This window comes from Tautonia plasticadhaerens (assembly GCF_007752535.1).
Taxonomy (GTDB): domain Bacteria; phylum Planctomycetota; class Planctomycetia; order Isosphaerales; family Isosphaeraceae; genus Tautonia; species Tautonia plasticadhaerens.
Genome location: NZ_CP036426.1, coordinates 1,254,463 through 1,277,441 on the forward strand (window position 1 = coordinate 1,254,463; position 22,979 = coordinate 1,277,441).

Annotated in this window: 19 protein-coding genes; 8 read left to right on the plus strand and 11 right to left on the minus strand. The window is 71.5% G+C overall.

The window, feature by feature from the left end; all coding sequences use genetic code 11:
- Positions 1–38 precede the first annotated feature (38 nt).
- Both ElP_RS04755 and ElP_RS04760 read left to right on the plus strand, forming a co-directional pair.
- Complete coding sequence (locus ElP_RS04755; RefSeq protein WP_145267541.1) at positions 39–944, plus strand: oxygenase MpaB family protein; 906 nt, start codon at positions 39–41, stop codon at positions 942–944.
- A gap of 61 nt (positions 945–1,005) precedes the next feature.
- Entirely contained in the window at positions 1,006–2,661 is a 1,656-nt protein-coding gene (locus ElP_RS04760; protein WP_145267542.1) for an N-acyl-D-amino-acid deacylase family protein, read from the plus strand.
- Here ElP_RS04760 and hisG read toward each other — a convergent pair.
- The 5 genes from hisG to hisS form a co-directional block, all read right to left on the minus strand.
- The gene (gene hisG, locus ElP_RS04765) at positions 2,646–3,683 is read right to left on the minus strand and encodes an ATP phosphoribosyltransferase (protein ID WP_145267543.1); all 1,038 of its coding nucleotides are present in this window, start codon (positions 3,681–3,683) and stop codon (positions 2,646–2,648) included. The genes ElP_RS04760 and hisG overlap by 16 nt on opposite strands.
- Before the next feature lie 29 nt (positions 3,684–3,712).
- The gene (gene mazF, locus ElP_RS37635; protein ID WP_197446720.1) at positions 3,713–4,069 is read right to left on the minus strand and encodes an endoribonuclease MazF; all 357 of its coding nucleotides are present in this window, start codon (positions 4,067–4,069) and stop codon (positions 3,713–3,715) included.
- Positions 4,066–4,302: an AbrB/MazE/SpoVT family DNA-binding domain-containing protein gene (locus tag ElP_RS37640; protein ID WP_197446721.1), complete on the minus strand. Its 237-nt coding sequence runs from the start codon at positions 4,300–4,302 to the stop codon at positions 4,066–4,068. The genes mazF and ElP_RS37640 overlap by 4 nt, the downstream gene beginning before the upstream one ends.
- Positions 4,303–4,325: 23 nt before the next feature.
- Entirely contained in the window at positions 4,326–5,564 is a 1,239-nt protein-coding gene (locus ElP_RS04775) for an ATP phosphoribosyltransferase regulatory subunit (RefSeq protein ID WP_145267545.1), read from the minus strand.
- 69 nt (positions 5,565–5,633) lie between these two features.
- Entirely contained in the window at positions 5,634–7,028 is a 1,395-nt protein-coding gene (hisS, locus tag ElP_RS04780; RefSeq protein ID WP_145267546.1) for a histidine--tRNA ligase, read from the minus strand.
- 357 nt (positions 7,029–7,385) lie between these two features.
- On the opposite strand from hisS, the gene ettA reads away from it, so the two are divergent.
- The 3 genes from ettA (at position 7,386) to ElP_RS04795 (ending at position 12,513) form a co-directional block, all read left to right on the plus strand.
- A complete protein-coding gene (gene ettA, locus ElP_RS04785) occupies positions 7,386–9,062 on the plus strand; it encodes an energy-dependent translational throttle protein EttA (RefSeq protein ID WP_145267547.1) in 1,677 nt (558 codons plus the stop codon).
- A gap of 177 nt (positions 9,063–9,239) precedes the next feature.
- Complete coding sequence (locus ElP_RS04790) at positions 9,240–11,846, plus strand: amino acid adenylation domain-containing protein (protein WP_197446722.1); 2,607 nt, start codon at positions 9,240–9,242, stop codon at positions 11,844–11,846.
- Positions 11,839–12,513, plus strand: a complete 675-nt coding sequence (locus ElP_RS04795) for a class I SAM-dependent methyltransferase (protein ID WP_145267549.1) — start codon at positions 11,839–11,841, stop codon at positions 12,511–12,513. Before ElP_RS04790 ends, ElP_RS04795 begins: the two co-directional genes overlap by 8 nt.
- Before the next feature lie 22 nt (positions 12,514–12,535).
- Here the strand turns inward: ElP_RS04795 and ElP_RS04800 are convergent, their stop codons facing one another.
- The 4 genes from ElP_RS04800 to ElP_RS04815 all read right to left on the minus strand — a co-directional run bounded on the left by ElP_RS04800 (position 12,536) and on the right by ElP_RS04815 (position 16,870).
- Positions 12,536–13,537 (minus strand): NADPH:quinone reductase, encoded by a 1,002-nt coding sequence (locus tag ElP_RS04800; protein ID WP_145267550.1) that lies wholly within the window; start codon positions 13,535–13,537, stop codon positions 12,536–12,538.
- A gap of 114 nt (positions 13,538–13,651) precedes the next feature.
- Positions 13,652–13,972 carry a Rieske (2Fe-2S) protein gene (locus ElP_RS04805; RefSeq protein ID WP_145267551.1) on the minus strand — a complete coding sequence of 107 codons (321 nt, stop codon included), beginning with the start codon at positions 13,970–13,972 and terminating at the stop codon, positions 13,652–13,654.
- Positions 13,973–14,289: 317 nt separating this feature from the next.
- A complete protein-coding gene (locus ElP_RS04810) occupies positions 14,290–15,093 on the minus strand; it encodes a CAP domain-containing protein (protein WP_145267552.1) in 804 nt (267 codons plus the stop codon).
- Between the two features lie 388 nt (positions 15,094–15,481).
- On the minus strand, positions 15,482–16,870 hold the full coding sequence (locus ElP_RS04815) for a Gfo/Idh/MocA family protein (RefSeq protein ID WP_145267553.1): 1,389 nt from the start codon (positions 16,868–16,870) through the stop codon (positions 15,482–15,484).
- A 210-nt stretch (positions 16,871–17,080) separates the two neighbouring features.
- Here ElP_RS04815 and ElP_RS04820 point away from each other — a divergent pair, with 210 nt between their 5' ends.
- Positions 17,081–17,860: a class I SAM-dependent methyltransferase gene (locus ElP_RS04820; protein ID WP_145267554.1), complete on the plus strand. Its 780-nt coding sequence runs from the start codon at positions 17,081–17,083 to the stop codon at positions 17,858–17,860.
- 86 nt (positions 17,861–17,946) lie between these two features.
- Positions 17,947–19,356, plus strand: a complete 1,410-nt coding sequence (locus ElP_RS04825; RefSeq protein ID WP_231749484.1) for an APC family permease — start codon at positions 17,947–17,949, stop codon at positions 19,354–19,356.
- Positions 19,357–19,798: 442 nt separating this feature from the next.
- On the opposite strand, the gene ElP_RS04830 is transcribed toward ElP_RS04825, so the two are convergent.
- Positions 19,799–20,770 (minus strand): 2-hydroxyacid dehydrogenase, encoded by a 972-nt coding sequence (locus tag ElP_RS04830; protein ID WP_231749486.1) that lies wholly within the window; start codon positions 20,768–20,770, stop codon positions 19,799–19,801.
- 95 nt (positions 20,771–20,865) lie between these two features.
- Between ElP_RS04830 and ElP_RS04835 the strand changes: the two genes are divergently transcribed.
- Positions 20,866–21,675, plus strand: coding sequence for an SDR family NAD(P)-dependent oxidoreductase (locus ElP_RS04835; protein ID WP_145267556.1), 810 nt, complete (start codon positions 20,866–20,868; stop codon positions 21,673–21,675).
- A 95-nt stretch (positions 21,676–21,770) separates the two neighbouring features.
- On the opposite strand, the gene ElP_RS04840 is transcribed toward ElP_RS04835, so the two are convergent.
- Positions 21,771–22,976 carry a right-handed parallel beta-helix repeat-containing protein gene (locus ElP_RS04840; protein WP_145267557.1) on the minus strand — a complete coding sequence of 402 codons (1,206 nt, stop codon included), beginning with the start codon at positions 22,974–22,976 and terminating at the stop codon, positions 21,771–21,773.
- Positions 22,977–22,979: the final 3 nt, after the last annotated feature.

Consider the following 22,979-nt stretch of genomic DNA (forward strand, 5'->3'; position numbering starts at 1 on the left):
TGCCTGATCTTCCGAGAGCGGGCGGAGGCCGAACGATCATGCCCCGGTCTGCCGTGCTTGACGAGATCCGGCGACTCGACCCGGTGGCGGACTGCCAGCGGATCGTCCACCTGAGCACCACGCACGACTTCTCGTTCGACACGACCAGGTCGCTGGAATTCGCCCTGTTCCGGACGTATTGCGTGCCGAGCATCTCCGGCCTGCTGGACCGGACCGGAGAGTTCCGGGCCCGGCCCCAGAAGCGGTACGACGACACGGACATCATCGTCAGCACCCTGCTGGAACACGGCTACGAGGGCGACCGCGGCCGGGACGCGATCCGGACGATGAACGGCATGCACCGCCGCTTCGACATCGACAACCGCGACTTTCTCTACGTCCTCTCCACCTTCGTCTTCGAGCCGATCCGCTGGAACGCCCGGTTCGGCTGGCGGCCGATGATCGAGGTCGAGCGGCTGGCCCTCTTCCACTTCTGGGGGGAGGTGGGGAGGCGGATGGGGATCCGGGACATCCCCGGGGCGTATGACGCCTTTGATCGCCTCAACCTCGACTTCGAGCGGGAGCATTTCCGATTCGCCTCGTCGAATGCGACGATCGGCCGGGCCACGCTCGACCTCTTCCTGGGCTGGTACCCGAGGCCGCTCCGGCCCCTCGTCCGTCCGGCGATGTACGCGTTGATGGACGAGCCGATCCTGGAGGCCTTCGGCTTCCCGAGGCCGTCTCGGGCGACTCGGTCGATGGTCCAGGCGGGGCTCGCGATGCGGGCGAGGCTGCTCCGGCTCATGCCGCCGAGGCGACGGCCGTACCTCCGGACCGAGCACCACCGGCCGAGGAGCTATCCCCGGGGGTATCGGATGGCCGACCTCGGGCCGCCCCCGGGTCCTGACGGTGTGGAAGCCGGATCCGCGGGCCCGCCCGGACCTTCGGGGCGAGGCCCCGCCTGATCGAGGCGACACCCCCGCCGAGGGCCGAGCACCATCCCCTGACCCCCCCGAGGAGCGATCGATGTCCCGACGGTCATTACGTCCATTCCTGATCCTTCTCGCGGTGGGTATGCCCTTGCCGGCGGGGGCGCTGGATGTCGGCCCCTATGATGTGGTGATCCGAAACGGCCTGGTCGTGGATGGCACCGGGAACGCCTGGTTCCTCGGCGATGTGGCGATCCGAGGTGATCGGATCGCCGAGATCACCCCCGCGGGGATGCTCGACGAAGCGGACGCGGAGGAGACGATCGACGCCTCGGGGAAGGTCGTCTGCCCGGGGTTCATCGACATTCAAAGTCATTCGAGAGAGCAATTGCTCTCGGGTGACGGTCGCGTGGTCGGCAAGGTCACGCAGGGCGTGACCACGGAGATCATGGGGGAGGGGACTTCGAACGCCCCTTCGAGTGATCCGGAGGAGTTCGACGTCCCCGGCGGGTTCGACCGCTGGCTCAGGGCGATGGATTCTCACGGCGTGTCGGTGAACTTGGGGTCGTTCGTCGGCTCGGGGACAGTGCGGAGCTACGTCAAGGGGATGGCCCAGGGCCCTCCGACCCCCGAGGAGCTGGAGCAAATGCGCGGGCTCGTCCGGGACGCGATGGAGGGCGGGGCGTTCGGTTTGGCGTCGGCGTTGATCTACCCCCCGGACTCCTTCGTCGCCACGGAGGACCTGATCGAGCTGTCGAAGGCGATGGCGCCCTATGGGGGCCTCTACATCACGCACCTGCGGTCGGAGGCGGATCGGCTGCTGGAGGCGATCGACGAGGCGATCCGGATCGGCCGGGAGGGGGGCGTGCCGGTGGAGATCTACCACCTGAAGGCCGCCGGGGAGCGGAACTGGCCGAAGGCGATCCAGGCCATCCGGAAGATCGACTCCGCGAGGGCCGAGGGGCTGGACGTCGGCGCCGACATGTATCCCTACACCGCCGGCAGCACGGGGCTGACCGCGGCCCTGCCCCCCTGGGCGTCGGCCGACGGGAAGCTCTACGAGAACCTGGCCGACCCCGAGACGCGGTCGGAGATCAGGGCGGAAGTGCTGGACCCGACCACCGACTGGGAGAACCTCGCCGGGCTGTCCGGGCCGGAGAACGTGATCGTGCTCGGCTTGACGAAGCCGGAGACGAAGCAGTACGTCGGCAAAAGACTGTCCGAGATCGCCGGGGGCCGGGGCACGGACTGGGTCGACGCGGCGATCGACCTGCTGCTCGCCGAGCGGCAGCGGATCGGCACGATCTACGTCATGATGAGCGAGGAGAACGTCGCGCTGCAGATGAAGCAGCCCTGGATGAAGTTCGGCACGGACGCCGGGGGCCACGACCCGGAGAAGGCGGGCGGGCTGGTGCACCCGAGGTCGTACGGCACCTACCCCCGGATCCTGGGCAAGTACGTCCGGGAGGAGGGGGTCATCCCGCTGGAGGAGGCGATCCGCAAGATGACCTCGGCGGTGGCCGATCGGCTGTCGATCCGGGATCGGGGGCTGCTCCGGGAGGGGATGTATGCCGACGTGGTCGTCTTCGACCCGGAGACGATCGCCGACCGGGCGACGTACGAGGACCCGCATCGCCTGTCGGTCGGCATCGAACACGTCTTCGTGAACGGCGAGGCGGTGGTGAGGGAGGGCGCCCACACCGGGGCGAAGCCGGGGAGGGTCGTCCGGGGTCCGGGTTATCGGGGGGAGTGAGCTTCGAGCTGCTCGGCGAGGCGGTCGAAGGTGGACGTCGGCCCCTCGGAGTCGAAGAGGAAGCGGGTCGGCAGGCCGACGACGCGGCGGGCGCCGAGACGGATCAGCTCCCGGTGGTACGACGTGAGCCGGCCGGCGGCGACGAGGGCCGTGACCCGCCAGCAGGACCGGCCTCGCTCGTCCCAGACCTCTCCCCGGACGACGTGCTGGGCGCCCCGCTGGGCCAGGAACGCGGCGACGGCCGCGGCCTGGTACCCCTCCTCCGGGCCCCCGGCGACCTCGAGCAACAACCGGCCGTCGGAGGCCCGGACGCCGTCGAGGCCGTCGAGCAGGAGGGCGAGGGGGCCGGAGTCTCCTTCAGCGATCAGTGCCTTCAGGCTCGGGGCGTGGCCGATGAGGCTGGCGGCCGATTCGAGGACCTTGCCCCCCTCGATCTCCCGGAGGCGGTTGTCCTTCAGGGTCGTGCCGGAGCTGGTGAGGTCGACGATGATGTCGGCGATGCCGAGGGTGGGGTGCAGCTCCAGGGCCCCCTCGGAGTGGATGATCTGGTAGTGGTAGATGCCCCAGCGGCGGAAGTGGGCCTGGGTCAGCGCGCCGTACTTGGTCGAGACGCGGAACGCCTTCCCGGCGGCCTTGAACTCGGTCGTCAGGTCGACCAGGTCGAGGACGTGGGTCACGTCGATCCAGCTCTCGGGCACGGCCACCACGAGCCGGCAGCCGCCGTAGCCGAGGTCGGGCTCGACGACGACGGCGTCGGTCGCCTCGGCCTGGTGCTCGGCGAAGACGTCCATGCCGGTCACGCCCAGAGCGCACCGCCCCTCCTGCACCTGGACGACGATGTCCGTCGGCCTCATGAAGACGACGTGGAAGCGCGGGTGGCCGCCGATCGTCGCCTCGTACTGGCGGTCGCTGGCGCGTCGGACCTTGTAGCCGGCGGCCTTGAGCAGCTCGACGGCCCCCTCGTACAGGTGGCCCTTCGAGGGCAGGGCGATCCGGATGGGGTCGATGTTTGGTGGAGTCATGAGTGGGGCGGGGATGGGGCGGGAGCGGATCAGTCAGGTGAAGGCAACAAGGTCGAGAGCTTCAACGCGACCTCATCGAGCGTTTCCGGGGGGATGCGGCAGGCGAATTCGGCCCGTCGGGTCCTCCAGTCGATGCTCTTCAGCTGATCGACGAGGATGACCCCGGAGATGGCGAGCCCCGGCGGCAAGGGGACCTCGAAGGGATAGCCCTTCACCCGAGAGGTGATCGGGCAGAACAGCCCGAGACCGACCCGTACGTTGTACGATGCAGGCGAGAGCGTCAGGGCGGGGCGTCGACCGGCCTGTTCCCGGCCTGATTGTGGGGAGAAGTCGACCCAAACGACGTCCCCCCGATCGGGGACGAGAGACGGATCGCCTGGGCTCACCAAACTTCCTCCCCGGTCGGGGGTCCGGTGTCGAAGGCGTCGTGGCGGTTCTCGGCGGTGATTTGATCGAGGAGGTCTTCGAGCCGATACCGCCGGGTCGGTCGGACCACGAGGGCACCGTCTCGGATCGAGACCTCGACCGATGTCCCCTCCTCGAGGCCGGCCTCCCGGGCGATGGACTCGGGGATGGGCACGCCGAGCCCCTCTCCAAGCTTCTGGATCGTGGATAGCATCGCCGTCTCGCCTCCGAGCAGATTCAGCCCTCGCGGAGCCCCTCGATGGCATGATACAGCCGCTCGACGCCGAAGGCGAACCCGACGCCGTGGGGGTCTCGGTCGGAGCCGAGGACGGTGGCGAGGCCGTCGTATCGTCCGCCGTGGCAGATGCCGAGGGGGCCGGAGGGGGTGGAGACGGACAGCTCGAAGATCATTTGCGAGTAGAAGCCGATGCCGTGGCCGAAGCCGAGGTCCAACTCGACGCGCTCCGGGGGGATGCCCCGCGCCTCGAGCTGGCGGAGCATCTCCAGGAACCCCCGGATCGTGCCGGGGGCCAGGGCGGCGAAGCCCTGTTCGAGCCCCTGGAGCACCTCGACGGCGGGCCCCCGGAGGTCGGCCAGCTCGTGGACCCGGGCGCGGACCCGGCCGAGGGCGTCCCCCAGGGAGTGGCCCAGGGCCCATTTCCTGCGCAGGCGGTTGATGATCTCATGGCCGGTCCGGCGGCCGGTGACCCGGGGGACGAGGTGGCGGAAGAGGCGGTCGACGCCGGGGTCGTCGGCCCGGTCGATGGCCGGGAGGACCGCCTCGGCCTGCTGCTCGGCGTCGCCGTGCAGCCAGCCGGCCAGCCGGTCGAGGGCGGTCTCCAGGGCCCGGACGTTGCGGCCCTCGGAGGCGGCGTCGCTGAGGTGCTCGACCAGGCTCGACACGGCGGCCGAGGGGAGGCCGGAGCGCTCCAGCAGCTCGACGATCAGGCCGGTGTGCCCGACCCGGATCGAGGCGTCGGGGATGCCCGCGGCGGCGGCGGAGTCGAGGGCGAGGGCGATCACCTCCGCGTCGGCTTCGGGGCCGGGTGCGCCGAGCAGCTCGACGCCCGCCTGGGTGAACTCGCGGTACCGGGTCGGCCCGGGTTCGCGCTCATAGCGGAAGACGGGGCCGGAGGAGCACACGCGCCAGGGCAGCTCGGGGGCCTCCGGGGTGTCGATGAACGCCCGGACGATGCTGGCGGTCAGCTCGGGGCGGAGGCAGAGGCGGGCCGGGCCGTCGGCGACCTCGAACAGCTTGGAGACGATCGCGGCGCCGCTCTTGCGCTCGTGCAGCTCGGTCCCTTCGAGGATCGGCGTCTTGACGGGCCGGAAGCCTGAGGCGGCGAAGCGATCCATGAGGGACCGCTCCAGCGAGGCGATGGCGGCGTAGTCGTCGGGCAGCCAGTCCCGGGTGCCCCGGACCTGGGGGATGGGGGCCTCGCGTTGCGTCGGGGTGCCGGGGGGGGGATCGGTCATGGTGGGGGGGAGGTCGGGTGGCGGCGGGGTGGGGGCGGTGTCCGAGATCGGCGTCGAGGGGCGGTCGGCTCAGTCGGCCGACGGCCGGGAGCCCAGCAGCCCGAGGGCGCTCTGGACCGAGTCTTCCAGGGTCGAGAGGGCGAGGCCCTTATCCTCCTGGCGGGTGGCGAGGACGCGGAGGTTGAAGACCTCGGCCTGCTCCTCGTCGGGGCCGACAATCACGGCGACGGCGTGCCCCCGGGTCGAGCCGTAGCCCATCTGCTTGCCCACGGAGATCGGCTCGGGATAGACCTCGGCGCCGATGCCGGAGGCCCGCAGGCGGGCGGCGATCCTGACGGGGGTGGTGGGGGAGACGCCGGGGAAGTAGGCGACCAGCACCGGGGCGGTGGTGGCCGAGGAGGGGAGCCGGCCGGCCTCCTCCATCAGGGCGAGCAGGCGGTCGAGGCCGATCGAGGCGCCGACCCCGGGGAGGCGACGCTTGATATAAAGGCTCGCCAGGTCGTCGTAGCGGCCCCCGGAGCTGATGGAGCCGAAGCGTTCCCAGCCGTCGACGGTCGTCTCGAAGACGATGCCGGTGTAGTAGTCCAGCCCCCGGGCGAGGCCGAGGTCGAGCTTCAGGCGGTCCTGGGGGACGCCGGCGGCGTCGAGCAGGTCGAGCACGGTCCGGAGGTTGGCGATCCCCTCCCGGGCCGTCTCGTGGGGGCCGAGGCGGGACTCGGCCATCGAGAGGACGGCGTCGCCGGGACCCTTGCCCTGCTCGACGAGGTCGAGGAGCCGGGCCGCGTCGGCCTCGGGCATGGTCGGCCCCTCGGGGACGCCTCCCGGTTCAACCGCCCTGGGGTGGGAGGTCAGTTCCTTGAGGACGCCGTCACGGCCGACCTTGCCGAGCTTGTCCAGGGCGCGGAGGACGGCGGCCTTGCGGTCGATCACGCCGAAGGAGTCGAGCAGGCCGTCGAGGATCTTGCGGTTATTCAGGTGGATCGAGAACGCGGGGACGTCGATCGCCGCCAGGGCGTCGTGGATGAGCTGGGCGGTCTCGGCGTCGGAGACGGGGCTCTCGGTGCCGACGGTGTCGAAGTCGCATTGGGTGAATTCGCGGAAGCGGCCCTTGGCGGGCCGCTCGCCGCGGAAGACCGAGCCGATGGCGTAGCGCTTGAAGGGCGTCCCGAGCTGGTCGACGTGCTTCGCCACGAACCGGGCCAGCGGGACGGTCAGGTCGAACCGGAGGGCCAGCTCGCCGGGGGTGCCCCCCTTATTGGTCACCTCGAAGATCTGGCGAAGGACCTCGTCGGAGCCGGCCCCCTTGCCGGTGAGGACCTCGAGGCGCTCGATGTGGGGGGTCTCGATCGGCACGAAGCCGAACGAGGAGAACGTCGAGCGCAGGGCCTCGAGCATCCGCTCCCGGGGGATCATGGCCGACGGGGGGATGTCCCTCAGCCCGCTGGCCACGCGGGGGTCGATCATCGGTCGCGGATCCTCCGAGAGCGTGCCGGTCCGGGTTCGATCGCGACGGCCGGGGGCTCGGTCCCCTCCGGGGGGCGTCGCGCGATCTCTGAGTGGGAAGGCCATTGTAGCAACCGGCGTCCGGGTTGCCCAACGGCCATCGGCCCCGGGCCGCCCCGCGCCGGATCTCCGGATCTAGTGCGGCTTCACCCTGGCCGGGGGAGACGCGGGGGGATCGACTGGGGTTCCGTGGCGTGATCGGATCGGTTCTAATGAACATGATCGGGCGGCCGGGTGGGAGGCGTTCCATGCGCCCGGCCCCGGCCGCCCGGGTTGCTCCCCATCCCCGCCGTCGAGCCTCGCACCCCGGGATCGTCGATGCCCCCGCAGTACATCTTCTCCATCGAGCGGCTGTCGAAGAACCACGGCAAAAAGGAAGTCCTCAAGGACATCACCCTGATGTTCTACCCGGGGGCCAAGATCGGCGTCCTCGGTCCCAATGGCGCGGGGAAGAGCACGCTCCTGCGGATCATGGCCGGCGAGGAGAAGGAGTTCCTCGGCGCCGCGAAGCCCGCCCCGGGGGCGACGATCGGCTTCGTGCCCCAGGAGCCGCGGCTCAACCCCGAGAAGGACGTGAGGGGGAACGTCGAGGAGGCGGTCGGCCCGGTCCGGGCCCTGCTGAAGCGGTTCGACGAGATCAACGCCCGGCTCGCCGAGGGGCCCGACGCCGACGAGATGGACGCGCTGCTCGCCGAGCAGGCCGACGTGCAGGACGGCATCGAGGCCGCCGACGGCTGGGAGCTGGAGCGTCGGCTCGAGATCGCCATGGACGCCATGAGGCTCCCCCCCGGCGACGCCGACGTCTCCACGCTCTCCGGCGGCGAACGGCGACGGGTGGCGCTCTGCAAGATCCTGCTCCAGCGCCCCGACATCCTGCTGCTGGACGAGCCGACCAACCACCTCGACGCCGACAGCGTGGCCTGGCTGGAGCGGCACCTCCAGGAATACCCGGGCATGATCGTGGCCGTCACCCACGATCGTTACTTCCTGGACAACGTCGCCCAATGGATCCTCGAGCTCGACCGGGGCCGGGGCATCCCCTTCGAGGGGAACTACACCGGCTGGCTGGAGCAGAAGCAGGCCCGGCTGGAGAAGGAGGAGAAGGCCGACCGCTTCCGCAAGAAGACCCTCGAACGGGAACTGGAGTGGATCCGGATGGCACCCCGGGCCCGGGTGGCCAAGAACCGGGCCCGCATCCAGCGCTACGAGCAGCTCGCCGCCGAGGAGGCCGACCGCCGGGACGAGCCGGTGACCATCCAGATCCCCCCCGGCCCCCACCTGGGGGACCTCGTCGTCGAGGCCGAGAACGTCTCCAAGGCGTTCGGCGACAACATCCTCTTCGAGAACATGAACTTCCGGCTGCCCCCCGGCGGCATCGTCGGCGTGATCGGGGCCAACGGCGCCGGCAAGACGACCATGTTCCGGATGATCGTCGGCCAGGAGGCACCCGACTCGGGCATCCTCCGGGTCGGCGACACGGTGAAGCTCTCCTACGTCGACCAGAATCGGGACGCGCTGGACCCCGACAAGACGATCTTCCAGGAGATCAGCGGCGGGCTCGACCAGATCGAGCTGGGCAAGCGGAAGGTCCCCTCCCGGGCCTACGTCTCCTGGTTCAACTTCCGGGGGCCGGACCAGGAGAAGAAGGTCGGCAAGCTCTCCGGGGGCGAGCGGAACCGGGTCCACCTGGCCAAGCTGCTCACGACCGGCGGCAACCTGCTGCTGCTGGACGAGCCGTCGAACGACCTGGACGTGGACACGCTCCGCGCCCTGGAGGACGCCCTGCTGGACTTCTCCGGCTGCGCGGTCGTCATCAGCCACGACCGCTGGTTCCTCGACCGGATCGCCACCCACATCCTCGCCTTCGAGGGGGAGAGCCGGGTGGTCTGGTGCGACGGCAACTTCGACACGTACCTGACCCAGCGTCGGGAGCGGCTCGGCATCGAGGCCGACCAGCCCCACCGGATCAAGTACAAGAACCTGGTCCGGGGTTGAACCCTCCCGGGGGCGGGAACGGGTGCCGACGGCCTCCGAGGCCGTCGGCTCGTCGATCGCTGGTCGAGTGTGTATAACAGGACGGGGGAGCTGGGTCGAGTTTCCGGGGCGAGTCCCGGGTCGGCCCCGGGCCGAACCCGACCCGTTGACGCCTCGATCTCCGCCGAGACCGACACCGTGACCGCTCCCCGAGACGCCGACGCCCCGGAGCTTGCCGGCCGGTCGCCCGATCCTCCCGGCCTCGAGATCGGCTGGACGCCGTCGCTGTTCCGGCGCCGGGCCGGGCGGGGGCCCGGATTGGTCGCCGTCGAGGGCCCTTCGGGCTCCGTCTCGTACGGGGACCTCGACCGGGTGACCGATCGCTGGGCATCGGTCCTGAGTGGAGAGGGCGTCGGGCCGGGCGTCCTCGTCGCCCTGACCATGCCGAGGTCGGTCGAGGCCGTGGCCGCGATGCTGGCCGTGATGAAGGCCGGGGGCGCGTTCCTGCCGATCGACCCGGATTATCCCACCGCCCGGGTCGCCTTCTTGCTGAAGGATTCCGCCTCGCCGGTCGTCCTGTCGACCGACTCGCTCGCCCCCGGGCTGCCGGTGACGGGGGCCCGGGTGCTGACGATCCGCGAGATCGACCGCGGGTCCGATGACCCCGGGACGGCCCCGCCCCCCGAGGGCGATCCCGGGGACCCGGCCTACGCGATCTACACCTCGGGGTCGACCGGCCGGCCGAAGGCGGCGTTGATCTCCCATCGGGGGATCGGCCCCTTGGCGAGGTCACAGGCCGAGGCGTTCGGGATCGGGCCGGGGACGCGGGTCTTGCAGTTCGCCTCGCTCGGATTCGACGCCTCGATCAGCGAGATCCTCGTCACGCTGCTCTCCGGGGGGACGGTGTGCGTCTCGGAGGCGTCGGGCCTCGTGCCGGGCCCGGCGCTGTCGGGGACGCTCCGGAGGCGGTCGATCCACGTCGCCACGCTGCCGCCGACGGTGCTCGGGCTGCTGCCGGAGGGCCCGTATCCGGACCTCCGGACCCTCGTGGTGGCCGGGGAGGCGTGCCCGGCGGGGCTGGCGTCTCGATGGTCGGTCGGCCGCAAGTTCATCAACGCCTACGGCCCGACCGAGGCGACCGTCTGCGTCTCGCTGCACGTCTGCCCGGGAGGTGCCCAGCCGGCGCCGCCGATCGGTCGGCCGTTGCCCCACGTGGAGGCCCTCGTGCTCGACGAGGCCGGGGATCCCGTCCCGGACGAAACGCCCGGCGAGCTGGCGATCGGCGGGCCGGGGCTCGCCCTCGGCTACCTGCACCGACCCGGCCTGACCGCCGAGCGCTTCCCCCCCCATCCGACGGCGACCGACCCCGAGACCCGGGTCTACCGGACCGGCGACCGGGTGATCCGGAGGGCGGACGGCGTGCTGGAATTCCTGGGTCGGGTCGACGACCAGGTGAAGATCCGCGGGGTCCGGATCGAGCCCGGCGAGGTCCGGGGGGCGATCGAGGCCATCGAGGGGGTCCGGGCCGCGGCCGTCCTGGCCGAGGGGGAGGGGAGGGACCGCCACCTGGCCGCCTTCGTTGTCCCGGGGAGGGGGAGCGGCCTCTCGGTCGATCGGATCCGCGAGGACCTCCGGGATCGGCTGCCGATCCACCTGCTCCCCCCCCGGATCACCCTCGTCGACCGGCTGCCGACCACCCCCCACGGCAAGCTCGACCGGGCCGCCCTGGCCGGGCTGGATCCCCGGCGGGTGCAGGGGACCTCGACGGCCCCGCCCCGCACCCCGCCTCGGGACGCTCCGGAGCTGGAGGTGGCCCGGGCCTGGGAGGAGCTGTTCGGCCGGGAGGTCGGCGTGGACGACGACTTCTTCGCGCTCGGGGGCGATTCGCTCTCGGCGATGGATCTCCTCGCCCGGATCGCCCGGCGATGCGGCGAGGCGCTGCCGATCGCCGCCCTGCTGGACGACCCGACCGTCGCCGGGTTGGCCTCGGCCCTGGCCGAACGTCGGGGGCCTGGGGGGTGGTCCCCGCTGGTGCCGATCCGGGCCGAGGGGAGCCGGCATCCCCTGTACTGCGTCCACCCGGGCGGCGGGAACGTCCTCTGTTACGTCGAACTGGCCAGGGCGCTCGGGCCGGCCCAGCCGCTGTTCGGCCTGCAGGCGCCCGGGGTCGACGAGGGGAGGGCGCCGCTGACCTCGGTCGAGGCGATGGCGGACGAGTACCTCGACGCCATCCGATCGGCCCGGCCGTCCGGACCGATCCGGCTCTGCGGCTGGTCATTCGGCGGCGTGGTCGCCTTCGAGATGGCCCGGAAGCTGGCCGAGGAGGGCCGGCCGGTCGACCGCCTGGTGCTGCTCGACGCCGGGTTCCTCTATTCGTTCGCGATCCTCCGCGGCCTGATCCCCAGCGAACAGCCGCTCGTCCGGTTCCTCGGCGCGAAGAGGGACGCGATCTTCCCCGAGTTCCGGAGGCATGCGGGGCGGTCCCAGGTCGTCCCCCCGGGGGCCTCGGAGGCCCTGACCCGCCGCGTCTTCGAGGTCTTCATGGCCAACGTCGAGGCGCTCTACGCCTATCGCCCCGCCCCCTACCGCGGGGGGGCGATCACCCTGATGATGGCCGAGGAGCCGTTCGCCGACCGCCGGAGGGACCCTGTCGACGAGTGGCGTCGGCTCTGCGACGACCTGGACGTCGTCCCCGTGCCCGGCAATCACCTGACGATGCTCCGGCCGCCGCACGTCGGGGCGCTGGCCGACCGGCTCGGGGAGCGGCTCCGACGGGCCCCGGTCGGGGGACGATCGCATGGCTGACGACGCCCCCCCCGGCGGCTTCGACCGGGCCGCCTGGTTCTACGAGCCCCTCGCGCGGATCTACTCCCTGGGGAAGATCGAGGCGGCCAAGGCGTCGCAACTCGGACTGATGAACCCGGGCGACCGCGTGCTCTACGTCGGGGTCGGGGCGGGGGAGGACGCCGTGCTCGCGGCCCGAGTGGGGGCGGACCTGACGTGCATCGACCTGTCGGGCCGGATGCTCGCCAGGGCCCGGACGAAGTTCGAGCGGGCCGGGTTGCGGGGCGAATTCATCCGGGGGGACGTGTTCGAACATGACCGCATCGGCCATTACGACGTGGTCGCGGCGAACTTCTTCCTCAATTGCTTCGAGCGGGGCCCGATGCGGAGGATGCTCCGCCACCTCTCCGGCCTGGTCCGGCCGGGGGGCCGGCTGCTGATCGCCGACGTGGCCGCACCCTCGGGCAATCGGCTCCAGCGGCAACTCCACCGGGGGTACAACGGGGTGGGCCTCGCGCTTTACTGGGCGATGGGGCTCGTCCCGCTGCACCCGATCCACGACTATCGCCGGTACTTCGGCGAGGCCGGCCTCCGCTGCATCCGGGTCCGGGACTTCCGGGTGCTCCCGTTCGGCCCGGTCAGCTTCCAGGCGATCGAGGCCCAGCGGCTGGCCGATCCCGAGGGCTGAACGGCAGGCCACCGGCGGCCGATCAGCCCTCGCCGATCGTGATGACCACCTTGCCCACCAGCGTCCCCGCCCCCCCGACGGTGTTGTCCTCCAGGAACTGCTCGGCCTGGGCCGCCTGGTCGAGCGGGAAGGTACGGCCGACACTGGGGCGGAGGAGCCCCTGAGACAGCCATCGGGCCATGTCCTCCGCACAGATCAACTGCTCATCGGCCGAGTAATTGAACATGGCGAAGCCAAAGATCGAGCAGTTGCGCGGGTAGAACGAGCCGAGGGGGAGGGTGGGGGTGGCGTCCCGCCCGGCCATGAGCACGAGGCGGCCCCGCTTGCGGAGCAGCGGGACGATGGTCATGAGGTCGGGGTCGCGCTGGGTCTCGTACCAGACGTCGATCCCCTCCTCGGACCACTCGCGGAGCCGGGCGGGGACGTCGTCCTCCTTGTAGTTGAGGACGAGGTCGGCGCCGAGCCTCCGGCAGAGGTCGAGGCTGGCGGGCTGGCCGGCGGTGGTGGCCACCCGGGCGCCGACGGCCTTGGCCATCTGGACGACCATCGAGCCGACGCCCCCGCCGCCGCCGGCGACGTAGACCGACTCGCCGGGCCCGAGGCGGGCGCGGTCGAACAGCCCGAGGTGGGCGGTGAGGCCGACCATGGCGATCGAGGCGGCCTCGGGGTCGGACAGGCCGGGGGGGGTGGGGTGGAGCCAGCCCTCGTCGGTGCAGGCGAACTCGGCGGCCGAGCCCTGGCGGCCGAGGATGCCCTGGTTCGAGCCCCAGGCGCGGTCCCCGGGTCGGAATCGGGTCACGCCGGGGCCGACCTCCTCGACCGTGCCGGCCACGTCGGTGCCGACGACGTAGGGGAAGCTCATCGGCATGGCGACCCGGCCCGATCGGAGGTACAGGTCGATCGGGTTGATCGCCGCGGCGCCGACGCGGAGGAGCACCTGGCCGGGGCCCGGCCTGGGGGTCGGCAGTTCGCCGACGAGGATCTCCGAGGCGTCGCCGTGGGCCTCGATGTAGGCGGCTCGCATGGGATCGGCTCCCGGGGCTGATCGGGTCGGGTCGGGTCGGATCGATCGGGCCGGGCCCCGGGAGGTCAACCGGGGCGCCCGAATGAGTCGACCGATCGGCGGGTCAGCGCTCCATCAATCGACGTTGACCTGAATCTCGTCCCCGACGACGCGGACCGGGAAGGTCGGCACCCGGGACCGGGAGCCGTCGAGGTGCCGGCCGTCCTCGAGGCTGAAGCGCCAGCCGTGCCAGGTGCAGGTGACGGACTTGTCGAAGAGGACCCCGTCGCTGAGCGGGGCCCCCTGGTGCGGGCAATAGTCCTCGATCGCGTAGTATCGGCCCCCTTCGAGGAAGACGGCGACCATGACGCCGTCGACGTCGAAGGCGCGGCCGGCGCCCTCGGGGATCTCGCCGACCCTGGCGATCGTGTGGAATTGCTCTGTTTCGGACGACACCGGCTGCCTCCGGTCCGGACGACTCGGGGAAGGGCTCGCGAGGCTCCGCCGGGGGACGGATTCGAGGAACCGGGGCCTCGGCCCGACACACCCCCATCATAGCGAGGCGGGCCGTCGGGGAAAAACCCTCGGGCGATCGGGCGGTCCCGTCGGGAGGGTCGGGCGTCGCCTCGGCGTCGAGGGAGATCCCGCCCGGGTCGGGCGATCCGGGAATGACCGGGACGCATCCATGTGTCCCGGTCGGCCGAGGCGCGGAGGCCGGCAGGCCCCCGGCCGCGGTCGTGCGATGCGGCGGTCGATCGAGCGGCGGGGCCGGCTCAGTACGCGTTGAAGGTCCAGTAGGCCCCCATGCCCGCGATGCCGATCACCCGGATCGACGGGTCGAGCAGGGCGGCGGCGTGGGCGGGGGAGGCGAGCCACTGGGAGCCGATGCTGCCGGCCGAGCCCATGGCGCTGTTCTGCCGGCGGGCCGGGCCCATGACGTGGTGGCCCATCCCCTGGCTGTTCTGCTGGGCGTTGTTCGCGTTCGCCCAGGCGGAGAGGTTCGCGTCGTAGGAAACCGCCGACAGGCCGTACTGGGCCCGGACGCCGTTGAGCCAGGCGGTGAAGCCGTAGGGGTCGCCGTAGGCGGTCGCCGGTTGGGCGGCGGCCGGCTGTGCGGGGGCGACCGCCGGCTGCGCGGGGGCGGCGGCGGCGGGCTGGGCATAGGTCGGTTGGGCGTAGGTCGGCTGCGCGGCCGGCTGGCCGGTCCAGTAGGTCACGGCGGCGTTGACGGGGTTCTGCACCATCCGGTAGCCGCCCGGGGCGACCGGGTACTGGTACTGGTACCGCGGGGCGTAGGTCGGCTGGGCGGCCTGGACCTGGACGGGCTGTTGCGCGACCCGGACGGCACCTTCGAGCAGGCCCCGGAGCTCGGCGTCGCCGGACCGGAGGGCCGGAGTCTCATCGGGTACGACCGGGCCGTCGGGGGCGGTCGCCCGGATCAAGACCGTCATCAGGCCCCAGAGCGGGTCGGTCGATTCGGCGGCGATGGCGGGGCGGGCGGCGGGCGCCGAGACGACGAGCGTCAGGGCGAGGAGGATGAAGGATCGGGCGGGGACGCGGGTCGTGGTGCGATTCATCGGGGGTCGAATCTCTCGGGCCTCCGTACTTCGCCGCGACTGCGGGACATTCCCTGCGCTCACGTCTGGTTCATCGGGGCGGGCCGGTCGGCTCGCGGCGGCCCGCCACCTCGTCACGGCGATCCGAAGAGGATGGCCGGGCGCGCCCCCGGCATGCAAGGGCAATTGTGCCCTTTCCTTTAAATTCGCTTTCTTTAGACGTGATGATAAAACAGGCACGAGTCGGGGCAGGCGGGGAGGGGGCAAGGCCCGTCAATTCGCGATGTCGGAATGTGAATAGGGCAAAGTTCGCGAACTTGATCGGGGCGTCTCCCGTTGATTTTCCCACGCCCCTCGAGTCCCCCGCGCGGCCCGACCGGGCCGCGCGGGGGGGCGGGGGATGCGGGGATCAGGCGCGGGTGACCTCCCAGCCCCGGCGGTATTCCGTCTGGATGAACTGGTTCGCCTCGGGGTAGTTGGTGATCTTCAGCCCGGGGCCGTCCCATTCCAGGCGCTGGCCGGTGCGGATGGCGACGTTGCCGAGCAGGAATGCCTCGGTCAGCAGGCTGGCGGTGTCGAAGTTCGAGTAGGCGATCTCGGGCTTGCCCTCGGTGATGGCCCTGACCCACTCGTCCTTCATCCCCTGGTCGCCCTTGTTGTTGGAGGGCAGACGCTCGGGGGTATCGAGGTTCTTGCCCTCGGCCAGCGCCTCGGGGTGGAGGCGGAACTTGGCGCCGTAGTCATTCGGAGAGTAGAGGATGCCCTCGTCGCCGACGAGGATCGAGCCGCTGCCGGGCAGCCGCTCGCCGCCGGAGAGGATCTTGGCCTGGAGCTCCTCCGGCGGCAGGACGAGCTCGCCATCCTGCCGACCCTCGTACCAGGTGAGGGTGGCCGGCGGCATGTCCTCGCGGGCGGGGAACTCGATGGTGACCCGGGCCCAGGCCGGGTAGGTCTCGGGATTGACCTCGGCGCTCTCGGCCGAGACGGCGGTGGGGTGGGCCAGCTTCAGGGCACGGAAGGCCATGTTGGCGGTGTGGCAGGCCATGTCGCCAATGGCGCCGGTGCCGTAGTCCCACCAGCCTCGCCAGTTGAACGGGTGGTAGACCTCGGCGACGTAGGGCCGCAGCGGGGCGCCGCCGATGAACTGGTCCCAGTGGATCTCCTTCGGCCAGGGGTCGGCCGTGTCGGGCCGGGAGGTGATGTCGGGGGCCTGCGGCCAGACGGGCCGGTTGGTCCAGACGTGGACCTCGCGGACCGGGCCGATGATGCCGCCCTGGACCAGCTCGACGGCCCGCCGGAGGCCGTCCTCGGCCGAGCCCTGGTTGCCCATCTGGGTGCAGACGCCGTGCTGCTTCGCGGCTTCCTTGAGGACCCGGGCCTCGAAGACCGTCTGGGTGAGCGGCTTCTGCGTGTAGCAGTGCTTGCCCATGCGGATGGCCATCAGCGAGGCCAGGGCGTGGGTGTGGTCGGGGGTGGAGACGGTGACGGCGTCGATCTCCTTGCCCATCTCGTCGAGCAGGGCGCGGAAGTCGGTGTAGACCTTGGCCGAGGGCCACTTCTCGGCCTTCGGGGCGATCCGCCCCTCGTCGATGTCGCAGATCGCCACGACCTCGCCGAGGTTGCCCACGTGGTCGATGTCGCTGGATCCCTTGCCGCCGACCCCGATGCCGGCGAAGCGGAGGGTCTCGTTCGGCTTGCGTCCCATCCGGGCGGCCGAGTAGGCCGGGGCGGAGTAGAAGTAGCCGAGGGTGGCGGCCCCGGTGCCGAGGAATCCGCGGCGGTTGACGTTCGTTCTCATCGGGAGAGCGCTCCTTCGAGTGGCTTGGCAACCGGGGCAGGGCCCGGACATTGCCAGCGTAGTGACCGGGCGCCCCGCCGACAACGGCCCACCGGCCGCCCGCCTCGACCGGGCGAAACGCTGGACAGCGGGCCCCGGGAGCACTAGAACGGGGGGCGACGGATCGCCTCACACCCGCCCTCCCCGATCGCCCGCTTGAGGCCGCCCCCCATGACCTGCCGCTTCCTGCTCGCCGCGCTCGCGATGGCCGTCCTCCCGGGGGCCCGGGCCCAGGAGATCCCGGGCGCGACGCCGGAACTCAACCGCTCGTTCCAGGAGCCCGACGTAGGCCAATATGTCGAACGGTTCGAGAGCGAGTCGCGGGAGGTCTTCACCCGCCGGAGGGAGGTGGTGGCGGCGCTGGGGCTCCGGCCGGGGATGGACGTGGCCGACATCGGCGCCGGGACGGGCCTGTACGCGATCCCGATCGCCGAGGCGGTCGGGCCCGAGGGGGCGGTATTCGCCGTCGACATCGCGCCGAACTTCCTCCGACACATCGCCGAGCGGTCGAGCAAGGCGGGCCTCTTGAACGTCTGCACCGTGCTCGGCACCCAGGACTCTCCCCAGTTGCCGCCCGGCTCGGTCGACCTCGCGTTCATCTGCGACACCTACCACCACTTCGAGGACCCGGCCGCCATGCTCGGGGCGATCCGACGGGCCCTGCGGCCGGGGGGCCGGCTGGTGGTGATCGAATTCGACCGCCGGGAGGGGGTCAGCTCCGAATTCATCCTGGAACACGTCCGGGCGGATGCGTCGACCTTCATCGAGGAGATCTCGGACTCGGGCTTCAGCGTCATCGAGCTGGACGGGGTCCCCCGGCCGGAGCTGGAGGAGAACTTCTTCGCGATGTTCGTCCGCACGCCCGAACCCGGCGATCCTCCCCTGGAACTGCTCCCGGAACCGGGAGAGCGGGATCGCCCGGTCCCGCCTCGTCCCGGGGCGGATCGGTGATGGCCGGACGCGACGAGAATCCCTTCACGGCCCCCCTCGAGCCCGGGGGCGCCCCGAGGGACGGGGGGGGGGCGGGTGGGCCGGATGTGAGGGACCGTCCCGACGCGGCCCGGGAGCTTCCCGCCTCCTTCGGCCTGGCGACGTCGACGTTCGTTGTCGTGGCCAGCATGGTCGGGACGGGGGTGCTGACGACCTCGGGGTTCACCGTCTTCTTCGTCGGCAGCAACGCCTGGATGCTGGCCCTCTGGGTGGTGGGGGCGGTGATCGCAGCCTGCGGCGCCCTGACGCTGGCGGAGCTGGCGGCGGCGATCCCCCGATCGGGGGGCGATTATGTGTTCCTGTATGAGGCGTACGGGCCGCTCGCGGCGTTCCTCTCGGGGTGGGTGTCGTTCCTGATCGGCTTCGGCGCCCCGATCGCCGCCTCGGCGTTCGCGGCCGGGGAGTACCTGCTCCGGCCGTTCGACCTCGACGGGCCGACCGGCCTGCTCGCCCGGCGGGGGCTGGCGACGGCGTTGATCCTCCTCTTCGGGCACATCCACGGCAGGAGCCGATCCGGCTCGGTCAACGTCCAGGGCGTCTCGACCGTGCTCAAGTTCGGCCTCCTGGCGGCGCTGGCCGTGGCGGGGTTGGCCGCGGGGTGGGGGCGTTGGGAGAACCTGGCCGACGCGCCCCCCGTCGACTCGATCGACCGCCCGCTCCTGCTGGCCGCCCTCTCGTCGCTGGTCTATGTGTATTACGCCTACACGGGGTGGAACGGGGCCGCCTACCTCGCGGGGGAGGTGGCGGATCCGAGGCGGACGATGCCGAGGGCGATCTTCGTGGGCACCGGGCTGGTGGTCGTGCTCTACCTGGCGATGAACACGTTCTACGCCCTGGCGCTGACCCCGGGCGACCTGCGGGGCGTGGTCGCCCGGGCGGAGGAGGCGGGCGACCCGGACCCGCTGAACGCGCTGACGCCGATCGCCGAGATCGCCTCGGCCCGACTCTTCGGGGCTCGGGTGGCCTCGGGCCTCTCCATCGTCATCGGCCTGACGCTGCTCGCCTCGCTCAGCGCCTTCATCCTCACCGGCCCGAGGGTCGCCTATGCGATGGCCGGGGCCGGCCAGTTCCCGGCGATCGCCGGCCGCCTCTCGGGCCCGTCGAGGACCCCGACCGCGGCCACGGCGATGCAGATCGCCTGGTCCCTGGTGCTGCTCTGGACCGGGTCGTTCGAGGGGATCGTGGTCTATGCCGGGGTCGGGCTGGCCCTCTTCTCCATGCTCACCATCAGCGCCGTCTATGCCCTGCGGATCCGGCGGCCGGACCTCCCCCGGCCCTTCCGGACGCCCGGCTACCCCGTCGTGCCGGCGGTCTACCTGGCGTCGACCCTCGCCTTGACGGTCGCCACCTGCCTAGAGCGGCGGGGCGCGGCGCTGGCCTCGCTGGCCAGCATCGCCCTCGGCGTGCCGTTCTACTACGGGTGGCGGTGGTCCTCGAACCGGAGGGCCGGGCGATGAGGAGGAGGACCCCGGTCATGGGGCTCATCCTCCTCGGCGTCCTGCCGCGGATCGCCGCGCCGGCCGGGGCCGTCGCGACGCCGGCAACCCCGATTCGGCCATGAATCGCCGGCTCGAGTCGCTCGCCCGGGCGGTGCAGCCCCCGGGAGGGTGAATCGGATCACCTCAACCGACCCATCATGGCACCAGGCCGATATACAACCCGATGAGGAACGCCCAGCCGGCCGCGATGCCGACGCCGAGCGCGATCCAGCGTCCCGACTGGTCCTTCCCCTTCCGGCAAGTCCGATTCGACATCGTCTTCATCCCGTCTCGCATCGCTCGCGTACGATCCCGGGACCGATCCCGGATCGGGGGCGAGCCTCGGCGGGTACTTCGGGGTTCGCCGCCGATTCTTGACCCCGACGACGCGGTATCCCCGAATCGCTTCGGGGAGGACGGGTCACGGGGGGCCGGGGGCCGGGGGGAGGACGGGGCTGGGGAGCGGCCTGCGGTCGAGCCCGGCGAGCAGGTTCTCGACCGAGATCTCGGCCATCCGGCGTCGGGTCCGGTCCGTCGCGCTGCCGAGATGGGGGGTAATGACCAGGTTGTCCAGCCCGAGCAGGCCGTGGCCCCGGGGGAGCGGCTCGGGATCGGTCACGTCGAGGCCCGCGGCGGCGATCGTCCCGCCCCGGAGCGCGGCCAGGAGGTCGTCCGTCACGACGACCGGGCCCCGGGACACGTTGACCAGCACCGCCGACGGCTTCATGAGGGACAGGGCCCGGGCGCCGATCAGCCCCCGGGTCTGGTCGGTGAGCGGGACGCAGAGCACGACGAAGTCGCTCCGGGAGAGCAGTTCCTCGAAACCGGCGTGGCGGAGGCCGAGCGCCGACTCGACCTCGGGCCGGGGGTTGCGATTGTGGTAGAGGACGTCCATCTCGAACCCGAGGGCGCGACGGGCCACCTTCTCGCCGATCCGGCCCATGCCGAGGATGCCGAGGGTCGAACCGTGGACCTCCAGGCCGAGCATGTGGCCCGGGTCGTACCGCGTGAACCCGTCGGATCGGGCGTAACGGTCCCCCTCGGCGAGTCGTCGGGCGGCGGCGAGTAGCAGGGCGAAGGCCAGGTCGGCCGTGGCGCCGTCGAGCACGCCGGGCGTATTCCCCACGGGGATCCCCCGGTCGAGGGCCGCCGCCACGTCGATGTGATCGACGCCGACGCCGTAGTTGCTGACCACGAGGAGCCCGGGGAGCCGATCGAGCATGGCGTCATCGACGGTCGGGTGCCCGTAGGTGTAGACTCCATCGACGGTCCCGGGTTCGGCCGGTTCGGCCTCCCACGGCAGGAGTTCGACCCGTCCGTCCAGCAGCCCGAGGACGGTCGGGTCGAGCGGGCCATCGGCGATGACGCGGGGCAAGGGTCGTTGGGCATCCATCGGCGGCGATCGTGCGAGGAGCGGGGCGGGGTTGATCGGTCCGGCCGGAGTCATCATCCTGGCCGATCCGACAGGACGCAACCGGAGGGCGGCAGATGCGGATCGATCTGGGGGGCGAGGTCGCGATGGTCTTCGGCGCGGCCCGGGGCATCGGCCGGGCGATCGCCGAGGGCTTCAGCGAGGCGGGGGCGACGGTCGCCTATGTCGACCGGAGCCCGACCGTCGGCTTCGTGGCCGGCCAGTACCGCCGCCACTCCGGCCGGAAGACTGCCGCCTTCGTGGCCGACGTGACCGACGCCGAGCTGATGAGGCAGGTCGCCGACGACGCCTTCCGCGACCTCGGCCGCGTCGACCATTTGGTCTATGCCGCGGCGGTCGGATCGGGCAAGTTCGGGATGCCCTTCTGGAACCTCGAACCGGGGGACTGGGACCGGGTGCTCCGGGTGAACCTGCTGGGCGCCGTCCACGTCGCCCACGCCTTCGGCCCCCTGCTGGCCGAGGCCGGTCGGGGTAGCATGACGATGATCGGCTCGGTCTCCGGGCAGATCGGCTCGCAGACCGATCCGCCCTACAGCGCCTCGAAGGCGGCGCTCATCAACTTCGCCCAGTGCGCGGCGAGGGACCTGGCCCCGAGCGGCGTCCGGGTGAACACGATCAACCCGGGGATGGTCGACACCCCGCTCAACCGATCGGTCTACGAGGCGTGGGCGGCCACGCAACCGAGGGCGAGTCGGCAGGGCTGGGAGGACTGGTCCTCGGAGAAAATCCGCCGCCTCGTGCCCCTGGGCCGCTGGCAGGAACCCGAGGACATCGCCTCGATGGCCGTCTTCCTCGCCTCGCCGATGGCCCGGAACGTGACCGGCCAGACGATCAACGTCGACGGCGGGTATGTGATGCACTGGTGATCCGGGGCAGGGGCCGTGCTCGGGGACGAGGAGGGGGCCCGGTCCGGTCCCCCTCCGGCCGAATCCTCGAGGGCGATCCGCACCCCCTCGGTGCGTCAGGGCTCGACGACCCGCCCGTCCGCCGGATCCCCCAGGGCCCCGAGGTCCAGCTCGGTGTCGGTCAGGACGTTCCCGTCGAAGCGGACCCGGCTCACCTCGCCCCGGAGCTCGACCGCCTTCGGCCCGACCCCGGCGAAGAGGTTGCCGCTGAGGGCGATGTCGCGGGTGCCGTCGAGCAGGACGCCGCCGGCCTCCCGGTCGCCTTCGAGCCGTCGCTCCCCCTCCTCGCCGATCGTGCTGTCGGCGAAGCTGTTGCCCGTGACCGCGACCCGCCCGCTCCTCGGCCCGATCGCCAGGGCGTGCCGCTTGACGATCGGGAACGCGTTGGCCGAGACGGCGACGCCGTGGGCGTCCCTCAGGTCGATGCCGTCGGTGAACTCGTGCGCGATCACGTTGGCACTCAACGCGATCCCGTAGCAGTCCCGGTCGAGGATGATCGCCGTGCCCTGGCACTCCTCGATCATGTTCCCCGAGACGACGGAGCCGTACGTGTTCTCGATCACCACGCCGTTGCCGAGGTGGTCGTCCAGGCAGTTGCCGGTCATGCAGAGGTTGAAGCCGTCGGTGCACCGCACGGCGTCGACGTTCTCCTCGAACTGGTTGGCCGAGACGACGATGTCGTGGCAGGCCATCAGGTTGAGGCCGGTGCCCCCGTTGTAGGTGATCAGGGAATTGCAGATGCGGGGGTCTTCATAGCAATTGTCCAGCACGATCCCGTCCCCGCCGTGCTCGCTGACGGTGACGCCGTCGATGAACAGCTCGTTGACGCCACGGGCCACGATGCCGTGGCCGCTCCGATCGTTGCCGGTCAGCCGGAAGTTCGACAGTCGGATCCGCCAGATCCGGGAGCGCCCGTCCTCCTCGTAATCCCGGGCTGCCGCGAGGAGGGCCGGTCCCTCGTCGGCGTTGGAATTCTTGATGTGCGTGGCCGTTCCGGCCCCCTCGAGACTGGCGTCCTCGGAGGTGATCCGCAGGGGTTCGTCGATCTCGAACGTGCCGGCGGGCAGGCGGACGAGCCCGCCCTCGGGCGGCAGCGCGTCGATCGCGGCCTGGAGGCTGGGGAAGTCGATCGCCTCGATCGTCGGCCTCGCGCCGGGCAGCCCTCCCCGGCCCTGCTGGGCGAGGCCCGGGCCGGGGCCGACGGCCACCCAGGCGATCGCGGCGAGGGCGGGGGGGAGGAGGATCAGGAGGGTTCGTCGCATCGG

Coding starts and splice junctions, on each gene's coding strand:
- ElP_RS04810 (WP_145267552.1), bottom strand. CDS start 15,093: ATGAATCGCACCACGACCCGCGTCCCCGCCCGATCCTTCATCCTCCTC.
- ElP_RS04755 (WP_145267541.1), top strand. CDS start 39: ATGCCCCGGTCTGCCGTGCTTGACGAGATCCGGCGACTCGACCCGGTG.
- ElP_RS37640 (WP_197446721.1), bottom strand. CDS start 4,302: ATGCTATCCACGATCCAGAAGCTTGGAGAGGGGCTCGGCGTGCCCATC.
- ElP_RS04840 (WP_145267557.1), bottom strand. CDS start 22,976: ATGCGACGAACCCTCCTGATCCTCCTCCCCCCCGCCCTCGCCGCGATC.
- ElP_RS04835 (WP_145267556.1), top strand. CDS start 20,866: ATGCGGATCGATCTGGGGGGCGAGGTCGCGATGGTCTTCGGCGCGGCC.
- ElP_RS04760 (WP_145267542.1), top strand. CDS start 1,006: ATGTCCCGACGGTCATTACGTCCATTCCTGATCCTTCTCGCGGTGGGT.
- ElP_RS04815 (WP_145267553.1), bottom strand. CDS start 16,870: ATGAGAACGAACGTCAACCGCCGCGGATTCCTCGGCACCGGGGCCGCC.
- hisG (WP_145267543.1), bottom strand. CDS start 3,683: ATGACTCCACCAAACATCGACCCCATCCGGATCGCCCTGCCCTCGAAG.
- ElP_RS04830 (WP_231749486.1), bottom strand. CDS start 20,770: ATGGATGCCCAACGACCCTTGCCCCGCGTCATCGCCGATGGCCCGCTC.
- ElP_RS04820 (WP_145267554.1), top strand. CDS start 17,081: ATGACCTGCCGCTTCCTGCTCGCCGCGCTCGCGATGGCCGTCCTCCCG.
- ElP_RS04795 (WP_145267549.1), top strand. CDS start 11,839: ATGGCTGACGACGCCCCCCCCGGCGGCTTCGACCGGGCCGCCTGGTTC.
- ElP_RS04775 (WP_145267545.1), bottom strand. CDS start 5,564: ATGACCGATCCCCCCCCCGGCACCCCGACGCAACGCGAGGCCCCCATC.
- ElP_RS04800 (WP_145267550.1), bottom strand. CDS start 13,537: ATGCGAGCCGCCTACATCGAGGCCCACGGCGACGCCTCGGAGATCCTC.
- hisS (WP_145267546.1), bottom strand. CDS start 7,028: ATGATCGACCCCCGCGTGGCCAGCGGGCTGAGGGACATCCCCCCGTCG.
- ettA (WP_145267547.1), top strand. CDS start 7,386: ATGCCCCCGCAGTACATCTTCTCCATCGAGCGGCTGTCGAAGAACCAC.